The organism is Vibrio sp. RM-41-2B, assembly GCF_024744415.1.
GTDB lineage: Bacteria > Pseudomonadota > Gammaproteobacteria > Enterobacterales > Vibrionaceae > Vibrio > Vibrio diabolicus.
This window is the reverse complement of the sequence record NZ_JAMQWD010000006.1, coordinates 292,501-317,210: the sequence shown is the minus strand read 5'-3', so window position 1 is coordinate 317,210 and position 24,710 is coordinate 292,501. Positions and strand designations below refer to the sequence as shown.

Genomic DNA, 24,710 nt, shown 5'->3' with positions numbered 1-24,710 from the left:
AGTTGATTCATTTGGCTATTACGCTAGGGTACAACAAGCCCTATAGCCATCGAGTAGTAGTGACACAGGAAAGTTCAATTCAATGCAACATTTCTCCCGCACATGTTTAGCGGCCTCTATCAGCACCGCCTTGTTTGTACCCACCACTCAAGCTGAAGCGAATATCCATGATAGTGTGCAGGAAATGCCCGCCACAGATCAATGTTTGGTCGATACCAGTGGCGAGGAGGACGCTCTTAATACCCCAGTAGTGGTAGAAGCTGACACCCTGCAAGCCATCAATGGTGACAAAGCTCAGTACTCAGGTAATGTACAAGTCACCCAAGGCCAGAAGAAAATCACCGCAGATAGCGTAACGCTGCACCAACAAGACAACGTCGTGGTTGCCGAAGGCAACGTGACTTTCAATGACGGCCAAGTCAAAGCTCGATCTGATCGTGTTACTAATGACATCAACCAAGACACTTTTTCACTGGAGAACACCGATTATCAGTTCCTTTGCCAACAAGGTCGAGGCACAGCAGCATACATCGCGCGTACAGGTCAGTCGGTTTATGAACTCGAAGATGGTTCTATTACATCATGTCCTCAAGGCGACAATTCATGGCGTTTAGTGGCATCAGGTATTGACGTTGACCAAGATGAAGAGACGGCGACGCTGCACCATCCTCGATTTGAAGTGTTAGATGTGCCTGTTTTCTATGTGCCGTATCTAACCATGCCAATTGGAGATACGCGTAAAACGGGTTTCCTCTTCCCTTCTTTATCGTATGGTTCTAGCGATGGTATGGAAGTCGAGGTGCCATTCTATTGGAACATCGCGCCTCAATATGACATGACGCTCACCACGCTCTATATGCAGCAGCGTGGAACAAAACTCGACACGGATTTCCGCTACCTAACGGATGGTTGGGGGAATGGTGAAATCAAAGGCGAATACCTCAATAGCGATCGCAAATATCAAGACGAGTCTCGTTGGGGCTACCAAGTTAAACACGACGGTATCATCAATAAACAGTGGATAGTCAAAGTCGATTACTCAAAAGTGAGTGATATTGATTACTTCCTCGATCTCGACTCCGATATTGGTAACCGTGAAGATGGTCAACTGGTTCAAGAAGGACAAGTACAATATCGTTCTGATTTCTGGGATGCTTCGTTAACCGTTCGTGACTTCCAAATCTTATTGAAAGAAGAGAACCGCCCTTATCGCCTGCTTCCTCAGTTAGACTTGAACTACTACACGCCATTGTGGGGAGATTACCTCAACTTTGACGTGAAGAGCCAAGTGAGCCGCTTCGATACGAGCGATGCTGCGCGACCAAATGCGACCCGTGTTCATATTGAACCAGGGCTTACATTGCCGCTTTCAAATTCATGGGCAACGTGGACAACGGAAGCTCGCGTGCTTTCCACGTACTACTCTCAAGACTTAACGGGTCTGACAGATGTAAACTTACAAAACCAGTTAGATGACGAAGTTTCTCGTGTTATCCCCGAGTTCCGTACGCATGCGCAACTTTACTTAGAGCGAGACACGAGTTGGATCAAGGGCTACACACAAACACTGGAACCTCAGCTACAGTACTTGTACGTACCTGAAGAAGATCAAACCAATATCTACAACTACGATACCACCTTGCTACAAACCGACTACTACGGGCTATTCCGCAGTCGTAAGTACAGTGGCATTGATAAAATCGCCTCTGCGAACCAGTTAAGCTACGGTGCGAGTACTCGCTTCTTTGATGATGACTATAAAGAGCGTCTTAACGTTTCATTTGGTCAGATTTACTACTTCGATAAAAAGACCAAACTGAGCAACAGCCCAAATCTTCCGGATGAGACCACCAACTACTCATCATGGGCGATTGAAGCTGATTTCAACTACAACGATTACTTGTTCTATCACGGTGGAATTCAATACGATATCGATTTGAGCTCCATGCAGTTGGCGAACAGTACCTTAGAGTACCAATTTAACGGTGGCTTTATTCAGGGTAACTATCGTTACGTCACGCGTGAATACATCGAAGATACGATCATTCTCGAAAACCTAGACACAATTACTCGTAAAGGCATTTCACAAGCAGGTATTGTAGCGGCCTACGAGTTCAACCCGAACTGGTCTGCAAGTGGTCAATACTACTACGACCTAAATGAAAAGGCGGACCTAGAATGGCTAGCGAGCCTGCGTTACCAGTCTGACTGTTGGTACATTGGTGTGACTTACGCCAACCAATTGCTTGGTTGGGAAAACCAAACTATCGGCAGCACTGGCGCATCACCTGAATACGAAAATAACTTTAGCGTTAACTTCGGTATTCAAGGCTTTGCGACCAATCAGCGTGAAGACACTGCAGTCAAAGAACTAGATGGTTCTGACAACGCGATTAAGTACGGCCGCCCATTCTATCTGAACAATTAATCGAAATAGGCGTCTTAAATGAACAAGACGCCTATTCAAAAAATACTGACGGAATTTTAAATGAAAATTTGGAAATCAATCTTATTCACGACCCTACTCTCTTGCGGAGCGGTTGCAGCACCAGTAGAGATCGATAAGGTTGCGGTCATCGTGAACGACGGTGTAATTCTACAAAGCGACATCGAAACAGCGATGAAAACGCTGCAAGCCAACGCGCGTCAAAGCGGAAAGAGCTTACCTTCTGCTAGCGTGTTAAAAGAACAAGTTGTTGAAAAGCTGATTATTGACACGTTGCAAGGCCAAGAAGCAGACCGTATCGGTGTGCGTATTGACGATAACCGCTTAAACCAAGCGATTGCGGAGATCGCACGTAATAATGAACAATCTGTAGAACAACTCGCCGCTTCTGTAGAAAGTGAAGGCTTGAGTTACCCAGAATTCCGCGAACAAATCCGTAAGGAAATCGCCGCTTCAGAAGCCCGTAATGCACTGGTTCGTCGCCGTATTAATATCCTTCCAGCAGAAGTCGACAGCCTTGCTGAGCAACTATCACAAGAAACCAATGCGACCGTTCAATACAAAATTGGACACATTCAACTGCGCTTCTCTGACGACAAAGAAAAGTCTGCTGTAGAAGCAGAAGCAAAAGCGCTGGCGAAAAAGCTGAACGAAGGTGCAGACTTTACGGAGATGGCCTACACCTACTCAAAAGGTCCTAAAGCTTTACAAGGTGGCGACTGGGGTTGGATGCGTAAAGAAGAGATGCCAACCATCTTTGCCGATCAGATCAAAATGCAAAACAAAGGCAGCATCATTGGCCCATTCCGCAGTGGCGTCGGTTTCCACATCCTAAAAATTGAAGATGTAAAAGGCCTAGAAACGGTTGCGGTAACGGAAGTAAATGCGCGTCATATTTTGATTAAACCAACCGTGATTCTGAGCGATGAAGGGGCGAAGAAGCAACTGAATGAATTTGTACGCCGCATCAAAGCTGGCGAAGCCACTTTCGCTCAACTGGCAACACAATACAGCCAAGACCCTGGTTCGGCAGCGCAAGACGGTGAGCTAGGTTATCAAACGCCAGATCTGTACGTGCCAGAATTTAAACACCAAGTAGAAACTCTGCCTGTTGGCTCAATCAGCGAACCGTTCAAAACCGTTCACGGCTGGCATATCGTTGAAGTGTTGGATCGTCGCCAAGTTGACCGCACTGACTCAGCGATGAAGAACAAGGCTTACCGTATTCTATTTAACCGTAAATTTAATGAAGAAGCGGGCGCATGGATGCAAGAGCTACGCGCAAGTGCGTTTGTTGAAATCGTGGATGACAACAATGACAACTAATACAATTCGTAGAATTGTCGTAACCGCAGGGGAACCTGCGGGTATCGGCCCAGACTTAGTGCTTGCCTTATCGAAGGAAGATTGGGCACACCAAATTGTCGTCTGCGCCGATAAAAATATGCTGATGGACAGAGCCAAGCAGCTTGGCATTGAAGTCCAACTGTCTGATTACAATCCAGAAGAAGCGCCTAAAGCACAAAAAGCAGGCACGCTTATCGTTGATCATATCCAAATATCGGAACCTGCGGTCGCAGGCGAGCTCAACGAAGCGAATGGTCACTATGTACTAAAAACGCTAGAAAGAGCCGCTTTAGGCTGTATGAATGATGAATTTGATGCTATTGTCACCGGCCCTGTTCATAAGGGGGTGATTAATCGCGCAGGTGTTGCATTCAGTGGTCATACTGAGTTTTTCGCCGAGAAGTCAAAAACGCCGCTAGTCGTCATGATGCTAGCAACGGAAGGACTACGCGTGGCGCTGGTCACAACACATATTCCTTTAGCGTATGTGTCCAAAGCGGTCACCGAAGAGCGATTAGAAAAAATCATCGATATTCTTCATAAAGACCTTGTAGAAAAGTTTGCTATCGCACAACCAAACATCTACGTTTGCGGGCTTAACCCTCATGCTGGCGAAGATGGCTGCTTAGGTCGTGAAGAGATCGAAACCATCACTCCGACACTGGAAAAGATTCGACAAGAAAAAGGTATCAACCTGATCGGCCCTTTGCCGGCAGATACCATTTTCAATGAAAAATATTTAAATGATGCTGATGCTGTTTTAGGCATGTACCACGACCAAGTGTTGCCAGTATTAAAATACAAAGGCTTTGGTCGTTCAGTAAACATTACTCTTGGTCTACCTTTTATTAGAACATCGGTGGATCACGGTACTGCATTAGATCTGGCAGGGACAGGTCAAGCGGATACAGGGAGTTTCCGAACAGCGCTCACGCATGCGATAGATTTGGTAGAGAAGAAACAATGAGAAATGATGTCCATTTAGGACACAAAGCGCGTAAACGTTTTGGTCAAAACTTCCTGAACGATCCATACATTATTGATGGAATCGTATCAGCGATTAACCCAAAACCAGGTCAAAACCTGGTTGAAATTGGTCCTGGTCTTGGTGCAATCACTGAGCCGGTAGGTCGTGAAGTGGATAAATTCACGGTCATCGAATTAGACCGCGATCTGGCAGAACGCCTACGTACTCACCCTGAACTGGCGGATAAGTTGACCATCCATGAGGGTGACGCTATGCGATTTGACTTCACTCAATTGGTGAAGCCAAACAACAAGCTACGCATTTTCGGTAACTTGCCGTACAACATCTCTACACCATTGATGTTCCACCTTTTTGAATTCCATAAAGACATTCAAGACATGCACTTTATGCTGCAAAAAGAAGTGGTAAACCGCCTAGCCGCCGGCCCTGGCAGCAAAGCTTACGGCCGTTTAACGGTAATGGCTCAGTACTACTGTAAAGTGGTACCAGTACTGGAAGTGCCGCCAACGGCATTCGTTCCACCACCGAAAGTGGACTCTGCCGTTGTTCGTTTAGTGCCATATGAAGAGCTGCCATGCCCTGCGAAAGATCTGCGTTTGCTGGATCGCGTTTGTCGTGAAGGCTTTAACCAACGTCGTAAAACAGTTCGTAACTGCTACAAATCGTTGTTAAGCACAGAAGTACTAGAAGAGCTAGGTGTTAATCCAAGCATGCGTCCAGAGAACCTGACGCTAGAACAATTCGTCGCGATGGCGAACTGGCTTGCGGATAACCCGCAGCACTAAGAACTCAAACGATAAGCCAAACCCTTGCCGGTTTGGCTTATTATTATTGGGATATTACGTTTCTGAGGAGTGCACATGGACGTCATTCAACCTTGCATCAAAATTCAAGTTCACACCAAATACATCGAAGAACAGTCCAATCCTGAGCTACAACGCTACGTTTTCGCCTATATCATCACCATCAAAAACCTTAGCCAACAAACCGTGCAGTTAGTGAGCCGTCGCTGGTTAATCACAGACTCGAATGGCAAGCAAATGACGGTTGAAGGTGATGGTGTGGTGGGTCAACAACCTTTTATTCCAAGCAATGATGAATACACGTACAGTAGCGGAACCGCGTTAGAAACCCCTGTCGGCGTTATGCAAGGGCACTACAAAATGCTGGATGAAAAAGGACAGGAGTTCATCACCGAAATTGAACCATTTCGTCTTGCTGTTCCAAATGTTTTAAATTAGTAAATTGGAGATTCAGTGGCTACCTATATTGTTGGTGATATTCAAGGCTGTTTTGATGAATTGCAGCGACTACTAGAACAAGTCTCTTTCTCTGCGAAAAAAGACCAACTTTGGCTCGCTGGTGATTTGGTCGCCAGAGGGCCTAAATCACTAGAAACTTTACGCTTTGTGAAGTCGCTTGGCACAAGCGCAACCGTGGTGCTTGGTAATCACGACCTTCACCTGCTCGCCGTTGCTCACGGGATAAAAAAGGTCAAAGATAAAGATAAAACCGCGCCTATTTTCACTGCACCCGATAAAGAAGATCTATTGGCATGGCTAGCTCAGCAACCTCTTATGGCCGAGCATGACGAGTTCGTGATGTGTCACGCTGGGATATCACCGCAGTGGAATCTAAAAACCGCAAGAAAATGTGCCCGCGAAGTTGAACGCATCATCCAAAGTGAAGAGCTGCCTTGGCTCTTAAAAAACATGTACAGCAATCAACCTGATTCCTGGCATGACTCTCTACAGGGTTTGGATCGATACCGTTATATTATCAATGCTTTTACGCGGATGCGCTTTTGTTTCCCTGACGGTCGTTTGGATATGGATTGTAAACTACCACCACAACAAGTTTCCGGTAACGAACTTATTCCATGGTTTGATGTACCTCAGCGCGTTCACCTCAATAAAACGGTGTTATTTGGTCACTGGGCTGCACTACAAGGCCATGTAGACGAAGAGGTCATCGGTCTGGATACTGGCTGTGTTTGGGGCGGAAGCCTAACCATGATCCGTTGGGACGATAAGAAAATCTTTACTCAGGATGCGTTAAGTTAAACACTGAATGATAGTCGATAATCCATCGTAGGGAGAATGCCTGTCACCTAACATCTCCTGTAGGGTCATTCCAGCGAGCCTTAGCAAGACTAGGAATCTAATATCCGCACGCTGCGGGTAGATAGAGATACCTTTGACAACAAAGTACTCGTATAGAAGATCCTGAATCACGCTCCTCCGTCGCTTTCAGGATGATGGCAGGCCGGGATGGCCGCTCGCTGTTATACGAACGGCATTACCGTATTAACTACGCTGTATGTATTAATCTCGAATTACTTTTCTAACACAGTAAAGCGCATGTTGTAGGCGTTCTTCTCATCCGCTTGATACGTTTCTGAGTAGGTTTCCTTAAATTGATCTCCCCAGTCTGGGAACTGAGTATCACCATCAATCGCTGCTTCAATGTGTGTTACATACAGTTTATTGGCCATCGGCAGACAAGCTGCGTAAATCGCACCACCACCAATGATCATCACTTCTTCCGCGTCACCAGCCACGTCCAAAGCTTGCTCAATCGATGTTACGGTAGTGACGCCTTCGATCTTTAGTGTCTCATCACGGCTGATAACAATATTCAAGCGACCAGGTAAAGGGCGACCAATAGACTCATAGGTTTTGCGTCCCATCACAACCGGTTTTCCCATGGTACAACGCTTAAACCAAGCGAAATCGGCGGGAAGATACCAAGGCATTTGATTGTCTTTGCCAATGATGCGATTGTCGGCCATCGCGGCAATCATACTAATGATCATGTTAGGTCCTTATACAATAGGTCTGCGGCGATAGAATAACAGCCCTGGAACAGCAAGACCAACAGCTAAACCTGCAATAATAAACATGGCCTTAAGAAAGTTCTCCATACAAGTGGCAACGAGCTCAGGTGAATAACCAATATGGTTGATCTCAACCATGGCTATCATTGCTTTGTAAGCAAACACGCCAGGTACCATCGGGATCAAAGCTGCCACAGTGAACACTTTTGGGTGCGCGAGAAAGCGGCGAGACCAGTACACACCAATCATCCCAACTAGCGTCGCGGCAAAAAAGGTCGCCCATTCAATGGGAATACCAAACTGCATCATCAAATAACGGCTGCCGTGTCCAATCGCGCCGCCAACAGCACAATACACTAAAGCTCTTTGTGGCACGTTAAAAACCAGTGCAAATCCAACTGCGGGAATCGCAGCGAAAAACATGTCATTCAGCAGGCCAAGCATCAAATCAAACAAGCTCATTAGATTGCCCACCCCCAAATTCCAGTAACGCTCATCGCAGCAACGATGCCCAAACACGTCGCCAACGTCAGTAAGCTGGCCATCACAAACCGGGCAATACCCATGTTAATGTGCCCTTTCAGCATGTCTGCCACCGAGTTAATCAACGGGAAACCCGGTACGAGCATTAATACCGACGATGCCATTGCAACGGTGGGCAGATTGCCGATTTGGTAGATTTCCGCTTGCGCAGAAATTAAGGTCGTCACAAAGGCGGTCGCTGCAAAGTTCAGTAAAGGGTTAAAGTGACGATGACCAATTTCTTGGCGAACGATCATGCCACCAGCTGATGCTAAAAAGGTCATAACAAATACCCCCCAATCACCACCTGCCAGATGACTGAATGCCGCACATGACAAGCCAATCATAAACACCACCAGCCAGCGGTTATAACGCTCTGGACTGATGGCGTTCAGCTTTTTCTGCGCCATGGTTGCATCGAGCAGCCCACGCTCCATCATGATGCAGATACGTTGAATTTGCGTAATAACACGCATATTAATGCCACGATCGGCACAACTTCGGGTAGTGGTGATGCAGTGTCCATCCATTACCGTCGTTACAACCAGTGCATTGGCTGATAGCGCAACCGCAACTTCATTAACCCCACAAGCAAGGCCAATACGGCGCATAATATCGCTCACCAGAGTACTTTCAGCACCATGAGCGAGTAGCATTTGCCCGGCTTGGGCAACAAGGCGAGAAATAGATCGTTGAGTGGATACCGCCAACTCTCCAGACGGTATGGTTTCTAGAGTCATAAATCAGTCTAATTCCTTTTAGGGTGTTGCTCATTCATACGCGAGAGGTCCAAACTAACCCTCAAAAATCACGACGTATCGGCTATTGTGCCGTAAATCACACCATCTAAATATGATTTAGATACAAAAAAAGCCGCAATAAATAATTGCGGCTTAATGAATTATAGACAAACAGGCATTGTTTGACGGTTCTGATTAGTCACGAACGTAGACAACGTGACCGTCATCTTCTTCATCGTCCCAGTCATCCCAATCGTCGTCGTCATCTTCAGTGATAACGTCTTTACCCGCCATCGCATCTTTATGGTAGTCATCCCACATGAAGTTAACTTTATCTTCTTCAGCCACTTCTTCCTCTTCGCGAGGTAGATTATCCATAAAGTCAGCCAGTTTGTAACAAAGCTCTTTAGTGCCGTTACGGTTGATCGCCGAGATCTTAAAGTACTCGTCTTCCCAGCCTAGTGCGTCTAAGATTTCTTGGATCTTCTCATTCGCTTCTTCTTCAGGCATTAAATCAACTTTGTTGAATACTAACCAGCGTGGCTTGCTTGCCAGTTTTTCACTGTATTGCTCTAGCTCATCAATGATCGTTAGTGCATTTTGCACCGGATCAGACTGATCAATTGGCATAATATCGATCATGTGCAGCAACACTCGGCAACGCTCTAAGTGCTTCAAGAATCGAATACCAAGACCAGCGCCATCTGCTGCACCTTCGATAAGACCTGGAATGTCTGCAACAACAAAGCTTTTCTCTGGTACGACACTCACTACGCCCAAGCTTGGGATCAACGTCGTGAATGGGTAATCAGCGACTTTTGGTTTTGCTGCTGAGACTGCGCGGATAAAGGTTGATTTACCTGCATTAGGTAGACCAAGCATACCAACGTCAGCAAGGAGCAATAGCTCAAGGCGAATTTCACGTACTTCACCTTTTGTGCCTAATGTTCTTTGACGAGGCGCGCGGTTTACTGAAGATTTGAAACGCGTGTTACCTAGACCGTGCCAACCGCCTTTTGCGATCATCACTTTCTTACCGTGTTCAGCAACTTCTGCCACGATTTCATTTGTGTGGATATCCACTGCGCGCGTACCTACAGGCACACGAAGAACGATGTCTTTGCCACGTTTACCAGTACAGTTACCACCGCGGCCATTCTCACCACGCTCCGCTTCGTAGAAGCGCTGGAAACGATAATCAATCAGAGTGTTAAGGTTTTCATCGGCTTGGATATAAACATCACCACCGTCGCCACCATCACCGCCATCAGGGCCACCTTTAGTGATGAATTTTTCACGCCAGAAACTCACAACGCCGCTACCGCCGTCGCCAGCCTGAACTTTTACTACCGCTTCATCTACGAACTTCATCTTTTACTCCGACTACTTCGTGCGTGGATTAAATCTACTTTGTCATCTGACAATTTTAGCAGATGACAGATCTAAGCTCCCAGCCCACAAATAAGGTGGAAACGAGAAACTTCGATATGTCGACTGCCATAAATAAAAAACCCCGCCGATTCGGCAGGGCTTTTGAATTCAGCTTAAAGCTATTAAGTAACTTGGTAAAAACCTAATTACTCAGCTTCGATGCTTACAAACTTACGGTTCTTAGGACCTTTCACTTCGAACTTCACTTTACCTTCAGTAAGAGCGAATAGAGTGTGGTCTTTACCGATACCTACGTTGTTACCAGCGTGGAACTTAGTACCACGTTGACGAACGATGATGTTACCTGCAAGTACAGATTCACCACCGAAACGCTTAACACCTAGACGTTTGCTTTCTGAATCGCGGCCGTTACGAGTAGAACCACCAGCTTTTTTGTGTGCCATTGTTAAACTCTCCTAATAGATTAAGCGTTGATACCAGTGATCTTCACTTCAGTGAACCACTGACGGTGACCCTGTTGCTTACGAGAGTGCTTACGACGACGGAACTTAACGATTTTAACTTTATCGCCACGACCGTGTTGTACAACTTCAGCAACAATTTTGCCGCCCTCTACAAGAGGAGCACCAACTTTGATGTCTTCGCCGTTAGCAACAAGAAGAACTTTATCAAATTCTACAGTTGCACCAGTTTCAACGTCTAATTTCTCTAAACGAAGAGTTTGACCTTCGCTTACACGGTGTTGTTTACCACCAGATTGGAAAACAGCGTACATATTTTACTCCGCTTTTTCCGCACAGCCTTTCTTGAGGGTGTGCGCTAAACTAATCATCAATAGGGCGCAGATTCTACAGAATAGATGCTCCTATGACAAGCCATATTTTGAAAAAATTGGCGAAAAGCTAATCGCCAAAGAAAAGTGCGGCAATCATGCCCTTTAGTAATGTATTAATCAACGTTTTTTAGTGTATTATTCGACAATTATATAAATCGAATAAGCCTTGCAGGGTCTAACTTCAGCCGGATATACGATGGATTTTAAAACTATCCAAGCGCTTACTGCCGATGACATGGCAAAAGTGAATGAAACAATTCAAGCCCAACTTAATTCTGATGTCTCTTTAATCAACCAGCTCGGTTTTTATATCGTGAGTGGTGGAGGCAAACGTCTGAGACCGCTTTTAGCGATACTGTCAGCCCGCGCACTTGGTTACCAAGGCAACGGTCATACAATGGCAGCTGCGTTTATTGAGTTCATCCATACAGCGACTTTGCTGCATGATGACGTGGTCGACGAATCAGACATGCGCCGCGGTAAAGCAACTGCGAATGCTGCATTTGGCAATGCTGCTAGCGTGTTAGTTGGGGACTTTATCTATACTCGCTCATTCCAAATGATGACGGAGCTAGGATCCATAAAGATCCTTAAGCTAATGAGCAACGCCGTAAACGTGATCGCCGAAGGTGAAGTTCAGCAGTTGATGAACTGTAACGATCCTGACACGACAGAAGAAAGCTACATGCAAGTCATCTACTCTAAGACGGCACGCTTATTTGAGTCTGCAACTCAAATTGGCGCAATCTTAAACGATGCTCCTGAGCATGTTGAAATCGCAATGCAAAATTACGGTAAGTATTTGGGTACTGCGTTTCAGCTTATTGATGACGTCATGGATTACACCTCTGATGGCGAAGACATGGGTAAAAATGTGGGGGATGATTTGGCTGAAGGCAAGCCAACTTTGCCTCTACTTCACGCTATGCGTAATACCACGCCAGACAATGCCCTCATGATTCGCGAAGCAATTGAGAAGGCCAATGGCATGGATCGCTTAGAAGATATTCTCGCGGTGATGAAAGAGGCCGGATCTCTGGAATACACGACGCAAAAAGCACTAGAAGAAGCAGACAAAGCGATCGAAGAACTATCAGTATTGCCGGAATCTGAATACAAGCAAGCGCTTATTACTCTGGCTCATGTCGCGGTACAACGCACGAAGTAATCATAGCAACCCATAGCAAGACTTAAAACAAAAAGGAAGAGCAAGCTCTTCCTTTTTTGTATCTGATACCTAATGCCGTGATAGGCGCTAGTAATATCTGTCACTACCGCCATGCAGTTGTGGGTCATCTTCTATTTCATCAAAGCTAACCGCAATCTGCTGGTCAGAGCCTTGTTTCGACAACAGTACCGTCTCTGCTTCACGGTCGACCACCAATATCGTACCTACGCCCTGCTGGCATTCAACAACCATGCCTTTACGGATTCGACTTGCTTCCATCATCTTCTCCTTCACCACGTTGTTTTTATCAAGTAATTTTACGAAGCAGAGAAGCCAAAGATCAAAAAAGCCGATCATTTTGATCGGCTTTCTTCTTATTCGGGCTTTCTAGATTACTTTGCGAATTCAACACCAATATTGATGTCGCTATTTAGTGTTTCTAGCATACCGTCTAGTGCAGACTTTTCGTAATCGCTGAGTTTGCCGTAGCTTAGTACTTCTTCTACGCCTTCTTTACCTAGTTTCACAGGCTGTGCGAAGTAAGTCGCGTGCTCACCGTCGCCTTCAACGTATGCACATTCAACTACGCCTTCTTCACCTTGAAGAGCACGAACTAGAGACAGACCAAAGCGACATGCAGCTTGGCCCATTGATAGTGTTGCACTACCACCACCCGCTTTCGCTTCTACAACTTCGGTACCTGCGTTTTGAATACGTTTCGTTAATGCTTCTACTTCTTCAGCTGTAAAGTCAACGCCTTCCACTTGAGACAGTAGAGGTAAGATCGTTACGCCAGAGTGACCACCGATAACAGGTACGCGAATGTCACCTGGATCTTTGTCTTTTAGCTCTGCAACGAATGTTTCTGAACGGATAACGTCAAGTGTTGTTACACCGAACAAGCGACGCTTATCGTAAACACCCGCTTTCTTAAGTACTTCAGCGGCAATTGGCACTGTTGTATTTACCGGGTTTGTGATGATACCAACACAAGCTTTCGGACAAACAACCGCAATCTTCTCCGCTAGCGACTTAACGATACCAGCATTTACATTGAATAGATCCGCGCGATCCATACCAGGCTTACGAGCAACACCAGCAGAAATCAGCACAACATCCGCACCTTCTAGTGCTGGAGTAGGATCTTCACCCGCGTAACCTTTGATAGAAACTGGCGTCGGGATGTGGCTAAGATCAGCAGCCACACCAGGAGTTACTGGAGCAATATCGTATAAGGCTAAATCAGAACCAGCAGGAAGACGGTTCTTAAGTAGAAGGGCCAGGGCTTGACCGATGCCACCAGCGGCACCAATAACGGCTACTTTCATGTAGTTCTCCTTGAGAGTATTTCTCTTATAAACGTATTCGTAGGGTAGTTTGTAACCAACTTAAATAAAGCTATCGGAATCACAACTTGATTACAATCAATTAACGCTAGCTTTGCGACCTCGCGCAACTCGCTGTTACCGTGCTACAAATGGGGCTTGGATTATTCTTTTATTCTGTTGAAATGACAAGGAATTCAAGAAAACAAAAACAGCCCTACTTCATATAGTTAAAGAATTCCATGTGGTATATAGTTTACAGTGACGTAACTAACATAATACTGGGACTCTTTGGCACCGCATGAATATATATGCGAGAATATGCAAAATTGCTGACCCGTAATAAGAGATTCGTAATGACTATGCGCAATTCAGAAAAACAAGACAACTTAGTCCGCGCCTTTAAAGCCCTATTAAAAGAAGAGAGCTTTGGCTCACAGGGTGAGATTGTTGATGCACTCAAACAACAAGGATTTGAAAGCATTAACCAATCGAAAGTATCACGCATGCTGACTAAATTTGGCGCCGTCCGCACACGCAATGCAAAAATGGAAATGGTTTACTGCCTTCCTGCTGAGCTAGGCGTACCGACTGTAAGCAGCTCTTTGCGTGAACTGGTGCTAGACATTGACCATAACGCGGCATTAGTTGTTATCCATACTGGCCCTGGTGCTGCGCAGTTGATTGCTCGCTTGCTTGACTCACTGGGTAAATCCGAAGGTATTCTTGGTGTTGTCGCAGGTGACGATACCATTTTCATTACGCCAACCATGGCAATTACGACTGAGCAACTCTTCAAATCAGTGTGCGAGCTGTTCGAATATACTGGTTAAGTTCTATAAAGCTTCAATCAGCTAACTCATTGTGGGTTATAAAAGAAGTCTCATTTTGTAGCCCATAATTTATGTAAATTTTTTGCTTACTCCGCTCATTCTTTAACCACCTATTTTGTGATTAACATCACGCAATTGATCTTTTTCATTTCAGTCACTAAACGTTAATTAAGTAATTGTTATAAAAAGAATTAAATCACAAATTGAATCCTATCCCCTGATACAAAATTCAGACTTATCAACTATAACATTTAACAATTGGATAATTTTCTGCCAATTTTTTGTTATGATTCGCTCGCTTTTTCAAACGATTGGATTGAAAAAGGTGCCGTTTCCAAATAGGAAACTCCAGAAGTGATTTATGGTTATTTCCGGGTAAATAATGAATATAAGGAAGGGAAATTCATGGCATTTAACAAACTTCTCAAAGTAGGCGCTATCGCTGCAGCAGTAATGGGTGCAGGCGCAGTTAACGCTCAAGAGTTTATTACTATCGGTACTGGCTCTGTTACAGGTGTTTACTACCCTACTGGTGGTGCTATCTGTAAATTGGTCAATAAAGGTCGTAAAGAACACAACATTCGTTGTTCAGTAGAATCGACTGGCGGCTCTATTTACAACGTTAACACTATCCGTGCTGGCGAGTTAGATTTTGGTATCGTGCAATCGGATTGGCAGTACCACGGCTACAATGGTACGAGTAAGTTTGCGGAACAAGGCCCGTACAAAAAACTACGTGCAATGTTCTCTCTTCATACAGAACCTTTCAACATCATTGCTCGTGCAGATTCAGGTATCGAAAACGTTGAAGACCTAAAAGGTAAGCGCGTAAACATCGGTAACCCAGGCTCTGGTGACCGTGCAACCATGGGCGTTGTTATGGAAGCGATGGGCTGGACAAACGACAGCTTCAAATTGGCTTCTGAGCTAAAGGGCTCTGAGCGTTCTCAAGCACTTTGTGACAACAAAATTGACGCATTCATTTACATGGTGGGTCACCCGAACGGTTCAATCAAAGAAGCAACAACATCATGTGATGCTAAGCTAGTTTCTGCAACAGGCCCGAAAATCGATAAGATTGTTGCTGATAACCCATACTACGCCTTTAGCTCAGTGCCGGCTGGCATGTATCGTGGCACAGACAAAGACGTAAACAGCTTTGGTGTTGCGGCAACGATGGTTACAACAGCAGACGTTTCAGACGATGTCGCTTACAACGTTGCAAAAGCCGTGTTTGAAAACTTCGATACGTTCAAACGTCTACACCCTGCGTTTGCAAACCTGAAAAAAGAAGACATGGTGAAAGCGGGTCTATCTATCCCTCTTCACCCAGGTGCAGAAAAATACTACAAAGAAGTGGGTCTACTTAAGTAACTTCCTCAGACTCCAAACTCACAGGCAGGAAAAGATGGTTTTCTGCCTGTTTGAGCATGCAGGTTGTAGCACGTGCTAACTGTATGCTTCATTCGCCAGTTTTCTTCCGAAAATTGCGAGTTCATACCCAAGAAAAACTTAAACGCCGCCTAGCAGAGTCTCCAAAATTCAATACTTTGAGTTCAGGCAGCAAAATACTCGAAAGCAAACTTCGCTCCATTCGCTACACTGATAAAGGCGAAGTGTGGTTCTCGATAAAAATCCGACAGGACCATCAATAATAAGGAAAAAGTACATGGCGACGAATCAAGCTCCGTCACAAGATGTGCAAGAAATGGTGGCTCAGGCAGACACAGGTGCACGTAGCCCCTCGGGAATGCAAGGACGAATCCTTTGGTTTGTTCCTCTGTGTTGGTCACTATTTCAATTATGGTACGCATCTCCGCTACCATTTATTTTTAATTTCGGCGTACTGAACGACACGGAAGCGCGATCAATCCACCTCACTTTCGCGATCTTCTTGGCTTTCACTGCTTATCCAGCTATGAAAAATTCCCCTCGCGATCATATCCCTCTTGTCGATTGGATATTGGCGCTAGCAGGTAGTTTTTCTGCGGCATATATTTACCTTTTTTATACCGAGCTAGCTGGACGTTCCGGTGCACCAACAACGGCAGATATCGTCGTTGCTGTCATCGGTATGGTTCTCCTTTTAGAGGCAACACGCCGAGCGCTCGGTCCACCACTGATGGTAGTCGCTGCTGTCTTCCTTACTTACACCTTTGCCGGCCCTTACATGCCCGATGTCATCGCGCATAAAGGAGCGAGCTTAAACAAGGCCATGTCTCACTTATGGCTAACAACGGAAGGTGTATTCGGTGTCGCATTAGGCGTTTCAACCTCTTTTGTGTTCTTGTTTGTATTGTTTGGTGCCATGCTGGAACGCGCTGGCGCAGGTGCTTACTTCATTAAAGTCGCCTTTTCTTTGCTGGGTCATATGAAAGGTGGTCCTGCAAAAGCGGCCGTTGTTGCATCTGGTTTATCCGGGCTTGTTTCTGGCTCTTCAATCGCAAACGTGGTAACCACTGGTACCTTTACCATTCCATTGATGAAACGTGTCGGTTTTCCGGGTACCAAAGCGGGAGCCGTTGAAGTTGCCGCCTCAACCAACGGTCAGTTAACACCACCAATCATGGGCGCGGCGGCATTCTTGATGGTGGAATATGTCGGTATCTCATACGTTGAGGTAATTAAGGCTGCCCTACTTCCGGCACTTATCTCTTACATCGCTTTGATTTACATCGTTCACCTTGAGGCGTGTAAAGCGGGTATGACAGGTCTTCCTCGTCGCCACAACCCAACGTTAGTACAAAGTTTGCTTTCCTTTACTGGCACAATCTTGGGACTGTGTGTGATCAGCGCATTGGTTTACTACGGAGTGGGTTGGACGAAAGATGTCTTTGGTGATGCCGCGACGCCAATTGTTACGGTTGCCCTGTTAATTGCGTACGTTGGCTTGGTGAAGATCTCAGCAAATCATGTGCAAGATGGCGCAATTGAGATTGATGCAGAGTTAACAGAAGTACCAGATCCTGGCCCAACGGTTAAATCTGGTTTGCACTATCTACTGCCTATCGTTGTATTGGTTTGGTGTCTGACTGTAGAGCGCTTCTCGCCAGGTCTTTCAGCATTCTGGGCAACGGTGTTCATGATTTTCATTTTGCTGACTCAGCGTCCATTGATTGCTCTGTTATCAAAGCAAGGTGACATGATGCAGCAAACCAAAGATGGCTTCATCGATCTGGCTGAGAGCTTGGTTGCTGGCGCTCGCAATATGATTGGTATCGGCGTTGCAACGGCAGCGGCAGGTACCGTAGTTGGGGTCGTCACCCTAACGGGCATCGGCCTGGTCATGACGGACTTCGTTGAGTTTATCTCTGGCGGTAGCATCATTCTTATGCTGCTGTTTACCGCAATAATCAGCTTGGTTCTTGGGATGGGTCTACCGACAACGGCGAACTACATCGTAGTATCTACGTTGATGGCACCGGTTATTGTCACGCTAGGTGCAGCACATGGCTTGATCATCCCACTCATTGCGGTGCACTTGTTCGTTTTCTACTTTGGTATTTTGGCCGACGACACTCCACCCGTAGGTCTTGCGGCATTTGCGGCGGCTGCGATTGCTAAATCAGACCCGATTCGTACAGGTATCCAAGGCTTTACTTACGATATTCGAACCGCCATTTTGCCATTCATGTTTGTGTTCAATACCCAGCTACTATTGATGGGGGTAGACTCTTGGTGGCATTTAGCACTCACTGTCATCTCATCGATCATTGCGATGCTGATCTTTTCCGCCGCTACACAAGGATGGTGGTTCACGCGTAACAAGTGGTGGGAAACCGTTCTATTATTAGTACTGACATTTTCGTTTTTCCGTCCTGGTTTTTGGTGGGACATGCTGTATCCAGCGAAAGTTCTTTCTCCTGGCGTTGAGGTAGCTCAAATCACGGAAACGCTAAATGTAGGAGAATCATTGGAGCTACGTGTTGCCGGCGAAAACCTTGAAGGCGACTACATCGAGAAAACGGTTCGTCTTCCATTCGAAGACAGTGCGACAACAGCGGAAGCACGTATTTCGTCTATGGGTCTGATGCTGACCGAAAGCGACAACAAAATGATTGTCGATATGGTCGAGTTTGGTAGCCCGGCAGAGTCTGCAGGTATCGACTTTGATTGGGAGATCAAGTGGGTTATCCAAGATGCAGAACGTCCGATGAAAGAATGGGTATTTGTGCCATGCTTAATGATTTTGCTGGTGCTTGCCATGAACCAAAAACGTCGTGCTCGTAAGGAACAATTGAGCGCATAACCGATTTGGCCCCGAGGACAAGGGGCCTTAGTGAGAGACATTGAATGTACAAACAAATTCTTGTTCCGGTTGATCTAAATGACCAAGGCTTTTCAGACCGAGCGGTTGAACTAGCGGTTTGGCAAGCAAAGCAAGCGAATGCGCAAATCCACCTTCTAACAGTATTACCTGGAATTCACATGTCGATGGTTGCTACATACTTCCCAAAAGATGCAGCAGCCAAAATGAAGCAAGACGTGAAGCAGCAATTAAAAGCTTTCGCCAATAAGCATATTGCTGAAGATGTTGTGTACCAAGTGCATGTTGCTGAGGGCAAAGCCTACGCGACAATTCTTGATTATGCAGAGCGCTTGGGCGCTGATCTCATCATTATGCCAAGTCACAAGCGTTCTAAAATCAATAAAGTAATGCTTGGCTCTGTCGCAAGTAAGGTCGTGGAATATTCTCCAATCAATGTGATGGTCGTGAAACCGCAAGGTTAAACAACTAAAGAAACGAAAAAGGACGCTAACATTAGCGTCCTTTTTATATTGAACAAATAAGGATTATGCCATTACTGGGTAATCGGTATAACCTTCTGCTCCACCTAAATAAAAGTGCTCAGGTTTTGCCTCATTAAGAGGTGCATTTTTCTTAAATCGCTCAACTAAATCAGGGTTGGCGATAAATGGAACGCCAAATGCGACCACATCAACTTGATTTTCTGCAATTGCCGTTGTCGCTTCTTGTGCACTGTAGCCCACGTTGGCCATTAGGTAACCTTGATAGTTTTCGCGTGCTGGCTTGAGAACATCTGCTTTTTGTACGCCCTTTAGATCCGCACGCATCACGTGCCAATAAGCAAGGTCGAAAGCATTAAGTTGCTTAGCTAAGTAACGAACCAAGCCAACCGGATCGCTGTCTTTCATATCATTAAATCCATTTAATGGTGATGTGCGCAGCCCTACTCTTCCAGGTCCCCATACCTCGACCACTTCTTTAACTATCTCAAGTAAGAAACGAGCACGATTTTCGACCGAGCCACCGTACTCATCAGTACGTAAATTCGATCCATCACGAAGAAAGTTATCGATAAGATAACCATTGGCGCCATGTATCTCGACCCCATCAAAGCCGGCTTTCTTGGCGTTTTCTGCACCTTGTTTAAACGCCGCAACAATGGAAGCTATCTCATCCACTTCGAGTGCTCGTGGTACCGTATATGCTTGCTTACCCGAAGGGGTATGGACTAATTCATCACGAATGGCCAATGCGCTCGCCGCTACAGGTGTTTTTCCTTCATTCAGATCAGGATGACAAGCGCGTCCCGCATGCCAAATTTGCAATACGATCTTACCGCCTCTTTCATGAACCGCATCCGTTACCTTTTTCCAAGCTGCAATTTGTTCTTCGTTATAAATGCCCGGTTCTGCCATAAAAGCAGACGTTCCTTCCATCACCATGGTGCATTCAGCAATGATAAGTCCAGCACTCGCGCGTTGAGCATAATACTCAACCATAAGGTCATTCGGGATATGATCTGCGCTGGCACGAGCGCGCGTTAAAGGGGCCATAATGGCACGGTTATCTAATGCTAATTGACCGAGTTCGATAGGAGAAAATAAGTCTACAGAGTTGGACATGTTGGTTACCTCAAATGACAATAACTTGATGGCTAAGGATGAGGAGCCAGACTATAATCAGATCAATATTGAAACAATATGGATAATTGAAAGTGATTGTTCGAAATTTAGAAACAATTGACTTTAGGACGCTCTCTATCTTTGTCACAAGCTGTCGACTACTGAGCTTAACCAAGTGCGCGCTGGAGTTAAACCTACCAAAATCTACTGTTAGTAAAGCCATAACCAAACTCGAACAACACTTTGAAGCCAAGCTCCTAGAGCGCACGACCCGAAAGTTGGTGATTACCGAAGCTGGTCAAATGGTTTTAGAGCGTGCTGCAAGCTTAGTTGAAGAATTTCACTCGATTGGTCAAGACGTTCAGGAAATGGAACAGCAGATCCAAGGTCGGCTTCGCATTGCTGCGCCACCAGCATTGGACGCGTATATGGCTGAGCACATCTTTTTACCATTTTTAAAACAATGGCCAAAAGTACAAATTGCGTTAGAAGCATCGAACGATTTTGTTGATCTGTTTTCACACGGTTTTGATATGGCAATTCGAGTCGGCCAGATCGTCGATGATCGACTGATTGCTAAAAAATTGGGCTACACCACCCGAGTATTGGCCGCCAGTCCTGAGTATTTAGCTGAGTGTGGCGTACCTAAAACGCCAGAAGATCTGACAACACACAACTGTTTGAGATATCAGTATGTTTCAGAGATAGGCCCTTGGACGTTGATTTCGCAGGACAACACGGTCAACGTCTCAGTAAGCAGTAACTTCTCTAGCACCACCGTAGAAGCGGTATTAAAAGGCGCGCTCAAAGGATTGGGAATCGCTAACTTACCTATGCAAAACATGACGCAAGAGCTGGAAAATGGCTCCTTAGTCAGAGTTTTACCTCAATGGCACACGGTACCAATGCCCATTTATTTAGTCTATCGTCCTGGCGCAAACCGAACGCGACGAGTACAAGCGATGATTGACCATATCATGAGCCTAAGATCTCAGTTTGAATTTGGTCCTCGACATGGTTTGTGTTGCGGTGAAGCATAATCCCGCCACCATTGAGCATTAGCGTGCGGCTCGGATAAATGCCGCAAGCTTCTCACTAGCATGCTGTTCACTCAATGCAGACATACTATCCGCTGCCTCCACTTTGCCATCAGCCACAAACACAAAGTGGCTGGCAATGGCTTTGGCATCGCTTAAATGGTGCGTGACCATCAATACGGTTATTCCCCTCTCTGCCGCCAGTTTTTTTACCAAGCTCAGCATCTCTTCACGTAAAACCGGATCAAGCGCCGAGAAAGGCTCATCCAACAGCCACATGGGATGAGGCTGAACAAAACAACGCGCCAAGGCAACACGTTGACGCTGCCCTCCAGAAAGGTGCTCAGGCAAACGGTCGAGGTACTCTGCAACGCCAACTTGCTGCGCCGCTTGCTCAACCTGACGTTTTTGGTCTACCGTAAGCTTTAGCCCTGGGTGTAAACCTAAGCCAATGTTGTCACGCACCGACAAGTGAGAAAACAAGTTATGCTCTTGGAACAGCATGGAGAAAGGACGCTGATAAGGCTCTTTGTGCACAATCGACTCACGATCAACCCGAATGTCACCTTGGTCAGGATGGATAAACCCAGCCACCAACGCCAGCAAAGTCGATTTTCCAGCCCCACTTGGTCCCATCAGCGACACTATCTGACCTTGCTCAATCGTTAAGTCAAAACAAAACAGCTCACGTTGGTAGGTGTACTGCACATCATCCAACACTAACATTACGCTCTCTCCTTCGTTTTCAATACTTTCTCAATCAAGGCAAAACAGCCCACACTCAACAACAACAAGGTCACCGATACCACCGCAGCCGCGTCCATCTGATAGCTGCCAAGCAGCTGGAATAAATACAGAGGTAAAGTGCGGAACTCTTGTCCGCCAAACAACGCGATAGCACTTAAATCGCCAATCGCAAACATAAAGCTGATCGCAAACGCATGTGCGAATGGCTTGCGCAGAGCCTGCCACTCCACCACTTTAAAGCGTTGCCAGCCACGCATGCCTAAGCTGGCACACACATACTGGTACTGTTGCTCAATATACAGCATTGGCTGTGCCAGCGTTTTGATAACGTAAGGCAAAGCCATCAAACCGTTCACCAGAATCACAACAAAAAACGCCAAGCTAAAAACATCGGTAAATGATCGCAACAGCAAGAATAATCCGGTGCTAATCACCAAACCTGGCGTCACCAAAATAATGGTGCCGATTAGCTCAATCTGATCGGCTCGCGTGTTTTTGTACTGCAACCGCCAACGGCGACTGGTCAACAATATAGACACGCCCGCAGCGACCGCAAGCGCACTGGCTAACCCTGCCACTTTGAGTGAGTTAAATAACGCAGACCAAAAACGTTCATCGGTTAACACCGTCCAAACTTGTTGGTTGATGCCACTCAGTAACACCATCAATAACGGTGGTATCACCAGTAAAAAGGCACCTATGATCCAAAAGCTATCCCAAGCTTTTGACCACCCATGATCCTTCGTTAAATATTGCTGTACCGATGTGCTGCCAGCACTGATAGAAACAGGCTTTGTTAACTTCTGCACTCCAATGGCAAGCAGTCCACATAACAGCATCTGCCACAGCGCCAATAACGCCCCAGCTTGTAAATCAAAATCAAACTTAATCGCTTGGTAAATTGCCAATTCAATGGTGGTGGATTTTGGCCCGCCCCCCAATGCCATTACAGTGGCGAAACTGGTGAAGCACAGCATAAATACCAAACCACAAACGTGGGGAAGTTGCTGTCTTAAACGCGGCCATTCCACCCAACGAAACTTATTCCAATGGTTCATACCTAAATGCGCACACAGCTTATGTTGCTCGGCAGGAATAGATTCTAATGCTTGCAGAAGCAATCGCGCCGCGTAAGGTAAATTAAAGAACACATGGGCGAGTAATATGCCGTTCAAACCGTAAATAGAGAATGGCAGTTTAGTATCGAAACTTTGCAACCACTGCGCCAACAAACCACTGTTGCCATAAATCGCTAACAGCCCAAAAACACCAACTAAAACCGGCAAAACCAGTGTCGATGCAAACAGCTTAAGCAGTAATGATTTACCAATAAATTGGCGACGCGAAAGTGCGTGCGCTACTGGAATGGCAAAGCCAACACTGAGCAATGTGGAAAGAAAAGCTTGGTAGAAGCTGAACTTGGTGACATGTTGATAATACGGGTCATCCCATACCACAGACACATCAAGTGAAGGGGCTTGAACAATCAAAGCACCTAGGGCAGAAACAACAAAGGTCGCGATGATCATCGCGACCCCTAAACCTATTTTTGGAACAGAATTCAAAGGTAAAACCTATCTCATTCAGATGAGGGGTGGAACGTCAGCTAAAACGTCAGTGCGCTTTGCCATTCGCGAATCCAAGACTTACGCATTTTTGCCACTTCATCAGCACTAAAGCTCAACGACTTGTTTGGAACGCTCAAGGTTTCAAAACCTTTAGGTAACTCAACGTCAGTAACAGGGTACATCCAGTTACCCGTTGGCATCGCTGACTGGAACTCATCACTTAAAATGAAATTCATAAATTGATCAGCAAGTTCTGAATTTTTTGCCCCTTTCACTTTAGCGGCGACTTCAACTTGCATGTAGTGACCTTCAGCAAAATTCGCCGTCGCAAACTTTGAATCGTTTTCCGCAATTAAGTGGTACGCAGGTGACGTAGTGTAAGAAAGCACTAAGTCCGACTCGCCGTTAAGGAACATGGAATACGCTTCTGACCAACCTTTCGTGACCGTTACGGTTTTGCTCGCTAGCTTCTGCCACGCTTGCGTCACATCGTCGCCATAGATGGATTTCATCCACAGCATCAAGCCTTGGCCAGGCGTTGACGTACGCGGATCTTGATAAATCACTTTCAAATCGTCGCGCGTATCCACCAGCTCTTTCATGCTTTTCGGCGGATTAGCCAGTTTCTCTGTGTTGTACACAAACGCGAAGTAGCCGTAATCGTACGGTACAAACGTCGTGTCACTCCAACCATTTGGTAACACTGTGTTAGCCGTATCCACATTGTGCTCGGTAAGCAGGCCGGTTTTCTTCGCTTCTGCCATCAGGTTGTTATCCAAACCTAACACGATGTCGGCTTTGCTATTACCGCCTTCAAGACGAAGACGATTCAGGATCGACACACCATCGTCCAACGCCACGAAGTTAACGTCACAGCCACATTTTGCTTCAAAAGCTTGCTCGATTTTAGGACCTGGTCCCCAATCTGCGGCAAAAGAATCGTAGGTATAAATAGTTAATGGGTTTTCAGCAGCAAACGCTGAAGTTGAAGTAATTGCAGCTAAGGCAATCAGACTTGAAGTGGTTTTCACTGCTCGCTCTCCATGAGTATTTCA

General features: G+C 45.9%; 24 protein-coding genes. 12 read left to right on the top strand and 12 right to left on the bottom strand.

Going from position 1 to position 24,710, the window contains the following annotated elements; all coding sequences use genetic code 11:
* Positions 1 to 82: 82 nt before the first annotated feature.
* The 6 genes from lptD to NB463_RS06600 all read left to right on the top strand — a co-directional run bounded on the left by lptD (position 83) and on the right by NB463_RS06600 (position 6,844).
* A complete protein-coding gene (gene lptD, locus NB463_RS06625; protein ID WP_258432504.1) occupies positions 83 to 2,428 on the top strand; it encodes an LPS assembly protein LptD in 2,346 nt (781 codons plus the stop codon).
* Between the two features lie 60 nt (positions 2,429 to 2,488).
* Entirely contained in the window at positions 2,489 to 3,772 is a 1,284-nt protein-coding gene (gene surA / locus NB463_RS06620; protein ID WP_006742728.1) for a peptidylprolyl isomerase SurA, read from the top strand.
* Complete coding sequence (gene pdxA, locus NB463_RS06615) at positions 3,762 to 4,760, top strand: 4-hydroxythreonine-4-phosphate dehydrogenase PdxA (protein WP_047009044.1); 999 nt, start codon at positions 3,762 to 3,764, stop codon at positions 4,758 to 4,760. The genes surA and pdxA overlap by 11 nt, the downstream gene beginning before the upstream one ends.
* The gene (gene rsmA / locus NB463_RS06610) at positions 4,757 to 5,566 is read left to right on the top strand and encodes a 16S rRNA (adenine(1518)-N(6)/adenine(1519)-N(6))-dimethyltransferase RsmA (RefSeq protein WP_005379669.1); all 810 of its coding nucleotides are present in this window, start codon (positions 4,757 to 4,759) and stop codon (positions 5,564 to 5,566) included. Before pdxA ends, rsmA begins: the two co-directional genes overlap by 4 nt.
* Before the next feature lie 75 nt (positions 5,567 to 5,641).
* Positions 5,642 to 6,022, top strand: coding sequence for a Co2+/Mg2+ efflux protein ApaG (gene apaG / locus NB463_RS06605; protein WP_005379668.1), 381 nt, complete (start codon positions 5,642 to 5,644; stop codon positions 6,020 to 6,022).
* 15 nt (positions 6,023 to 6,037) lie between these two features.
* Positions 6,038 to 6,844: a symmetrical bis(5'-nucleosyl)-tetraphosphatase gene (locus NB463_RS06600; RefSeq protein WP_053809454.1), complete on the top strand. Its 807-nt coding sequence runs from the start codon at positions 6,038 to 6,040 to the stop codon at positions 6,842 to 6,844.
* A gap of 272 nt (positions 6,845 to 7,116) precedes the next feature.
* Here NB463_RS06600 and folA read toward each other — a convergent pair whose 3' ends face one another.
* From folA to rplU, 6 genes are all read right to left on the bottom strand, one after another.
* The gene (folA, locus tag NB463_RS06595; protein WP_053809455.1) at positions 7,117 to 7,596 is read right to left on the bottom strand and encodes a type 3 dihydrofolate reductase; all 480 of its coding nucleotides are present in this window, start codon (positions 7,594 to 7,596) and stop codon (positions 7,117 to 7,119) included.
* Positions 7,597 to 7,605: 9 nt separating this feature from the next.
* Positions 7,606 to 8,079, bottom strand: coding sequence for a threonine/serine exporter family protein (locus tag NB463_RS06590; RefSeq protein WP_005392295.1), 474 nt, complete (start codon positions 8,077 to 8,079; stop codon positions 7,606 to 7,608).
* Positions 8,079 to 8,879 carry a threonine/serine exporter family protein gene (locus tag NB463_RS06585; protein WP_005392296.1) on the bottom strand — a complete coding sequence of 267 codons (801 nt, stop codon included), beginning with the start codon at positions 8,877 to 8,879 and terminating at the stop codon, positions 8,079 to 8,081. Before NB463_RS06585 ends, NB463_RS06590 begins: the two co-directional genes overlap by 1 nt.
* Before the next feature lie 195 nt (positions 8,880 to 9,074).
* On the bottom strand, positions 9,075 to 10,250 hold the full coding sequence (cgtA, locus tag NB463_RS06580; protein ID WP_005383091.1) for an Obg family GTPase CgtA: 1,176 nt from the start codon (positions 10,248 to 10,250) through the stop codon (positions 9,075 to 9,077).
* A 206-nt stretch (positions 10,251 to 10,456) separates the two neighbouring features.
* On the bottom strand, positions 10,457 to 10,714 hold the full coding sequence (rpmA, locus tag NB463_RS06575) for a 50S ribosomal protein L27 (RefSeq protein ID WP_005383095.1): 258 nt from the start codon (positions 10,712 to 10,714) through the stop codon (positions 10,457 to 10,459).
* 20 nt (positions 10,715 to 10,734) lie between these two features.
* Positions 10,735 to 11,046 (bottom strand): 50S ribosomal protein L21, encoded by a 312-nt coding sequence (gene rplU / locus NB463_RS06570; RefSeq protein WP_005383096.1) that lies wholly within the window; start codon positions 11,044 to 11,046, stop codon positions 10,735 to 10,737.
* 256 nt (positions 11,047 to 11,302) lie between these two features.
* On the opposite strand from rplU, the gene ispB reads away from it, so the two are divergent.
* The gene (gene ispB, locus NB463_RS06565) at positions 11,303 to 12,274 is read left to right on the top strand and encodes an octaprenyl diphosphate synthase (RefSeq protein ID WP_258432506.1); all 972 of its coding nucleotides are present in this window, start codon (positions 11,303 to 11,305) and stop codon (positions 12,272 to 12,274) included.
* A gap of 87 nt (positions 12,275 to 12,361) precedes the next feature.
* Here ispB and NB463_RS06560 read toward each other — a convergent pair whose 3' ends face one another.
* Positions 12,362 to 12,553: a hypothetical protein gene (locus NB463_RS06560; RefSeq protein ID WP_005392299.1), complete on the bottom strand. Its 192-nt coding sequence runs from the start codon at positions 12,551 to 12,553 to the stop codon at positions 12,362 to 12,364.
* 113 nt (positions 12,554 to 12,666) lie between these two features.
* Complete coding sequence (gene mdh, locus NB463_RS06555) at positions 12,667 to 13,602, bottom strand: malate dehydrogenase (protein ID WP_258432507.1); 936 nt, start codon at positions 13,600 to 13,602, stop codon at positions 12,667 to 12,669.
* Between the two features lie 359 nt (positions 13,603 to 13,961).
* On the opposite strand from mdh, the gene argR reads away from it, so the two are divergent.
* From argR to NB463_RS06535, 4 genes are all read left to right on the top strand, one after another.
* A complete protein-coding gene (argR, locus tag NB463_RS06550; protein ID WP_031780246.1) occupies positions 13,962 to 14,432 on the top strand; it encodes a transcriptional regulator ArgR in 471 nt (156 codons plus the stop codon).
* 405 nt (positions 14,433 to 14,837) lie between these two features.
* Complete coding sequence (locus tag NB463_RS06545) at positions 14,838 to 15,806, top strand: TAXI family TRAP transporter solute-binding subunit (protein ID WP_005392302.1); 969 nt, start codon at positions 14,838 to 14,840, stop codon at positions 15,804 to 15,806.
* Between the two features lie 295 nt (positions 15,807 to 16,101).
* Positions 16,102 to 18,681 (top strand): TRAP transporter permease, encoded by a 2,580-nt coding sequence (locus tag NB463_RS06540; protein WP_258432509.1) that lies wholly within the window; start codon positions 16,102 to 16,104, stop codon positions 18,679 to 18,681.
* 44 nt (positions 18,682 to 18,725) lie between these two features.
* Positions 18,726 to 19,163: a universal stress protein gene (locus tag NB463_RS06535; RefSeq protein ID WP_005392306.1), complete on the top strand. Its 438-nt coding sequence runs from the start codon at positions 18,726 to 18,728 to the stop codon at positions 19,161 to 19,163.
* Positions 19,164 to 19,226: 63 nt separating this feature from the next.
* Here the strand turns inward: NB463_RS06535 and NB463_RS06530 are convergent, their stop codons facing one another.
* Positions 19,227 to 20,303, bottom strand: coding sequence for an alkene reductase (locus tag NB463_RS06530; protein ID WP_258432510.1), 1,077 nt, complete (start codon positions 20,301 to 20,303; stop codon positions 19,227 to 19,229).
* A 92-nt stretch (positions 20,304 to 20,395) separates the two neighbouring features.
* Here NB463_RS06530 and NB463_RS06525 point away from each other — a divergent pair, with 92 nt between their 5' ends.
* Positions 20,396 to 21,343 (top strand): LysR family transcriptional regulator, encoded by a 948-nt coding sequence (locus NB463_RS06525; RefSeq protein ID WP_006742960.1) that lies wholly within the window; start codon positions 20,396 to 20,398, stop codon positions 21,341 to 21,343.
* An 18-nt stretch (positions 21,344 to 21,361) separates the two neighbouring features.
* On the opposite strand, the gene thiQ is transcribed toward NB463_RS06525, so the two are convergent.
* Genes thiQ through thiB form a run of 3 tightly spaced genes read right to left on the bottom strand, consistent with a single transcriptional unit; the run spans position 21,362 to position 24,686 of the window.
* A complete protein-coding gene (gene thiQ / locus NB463_RS06520) occupies positions 21,362 to 22,066 on the bottom strand; it encodes a thiamine ABC transporter ATP-binding protein (protein WP_258432511.1) in 705 nt (234 codons plus the stop codon).
* Positions 22,066 to 23,652: a thiamine/thiamine pyrophosphate ABC transporter permease ThiP gene (thiP, locus tag NB463_RS06515; protein ID WP_258432512.1), complete on the bottom strand. Its 1,587-nt coding sequence runs from the start codon at positions 23,650 to 23,652 to the stop codon at positions 22,066 to 22,068. Before thiP ends, thiQ begins: the two co-directional genes overlap by 1 nt.
* Before the next feature lie 41 nt (positions 23,653 to 23,693).
* Positions 23,694 to 24,686 carry a thiamine ABC transporter substrate binding subunit gene (gene thiB, locus NB463_RS06510; RefSeq protein WP_193447945.1) on the bottom strand — a complete coding sequence of 331 codons (993 nt, stop codon included), beginning with the start codon at positions 24,684 to 24,686 and terminating at the stop codon, positions 23,694 to 23,696.
* Between the last annotated feature and the right edge of the window lie 24 nt (positions 24,687 to 24,710).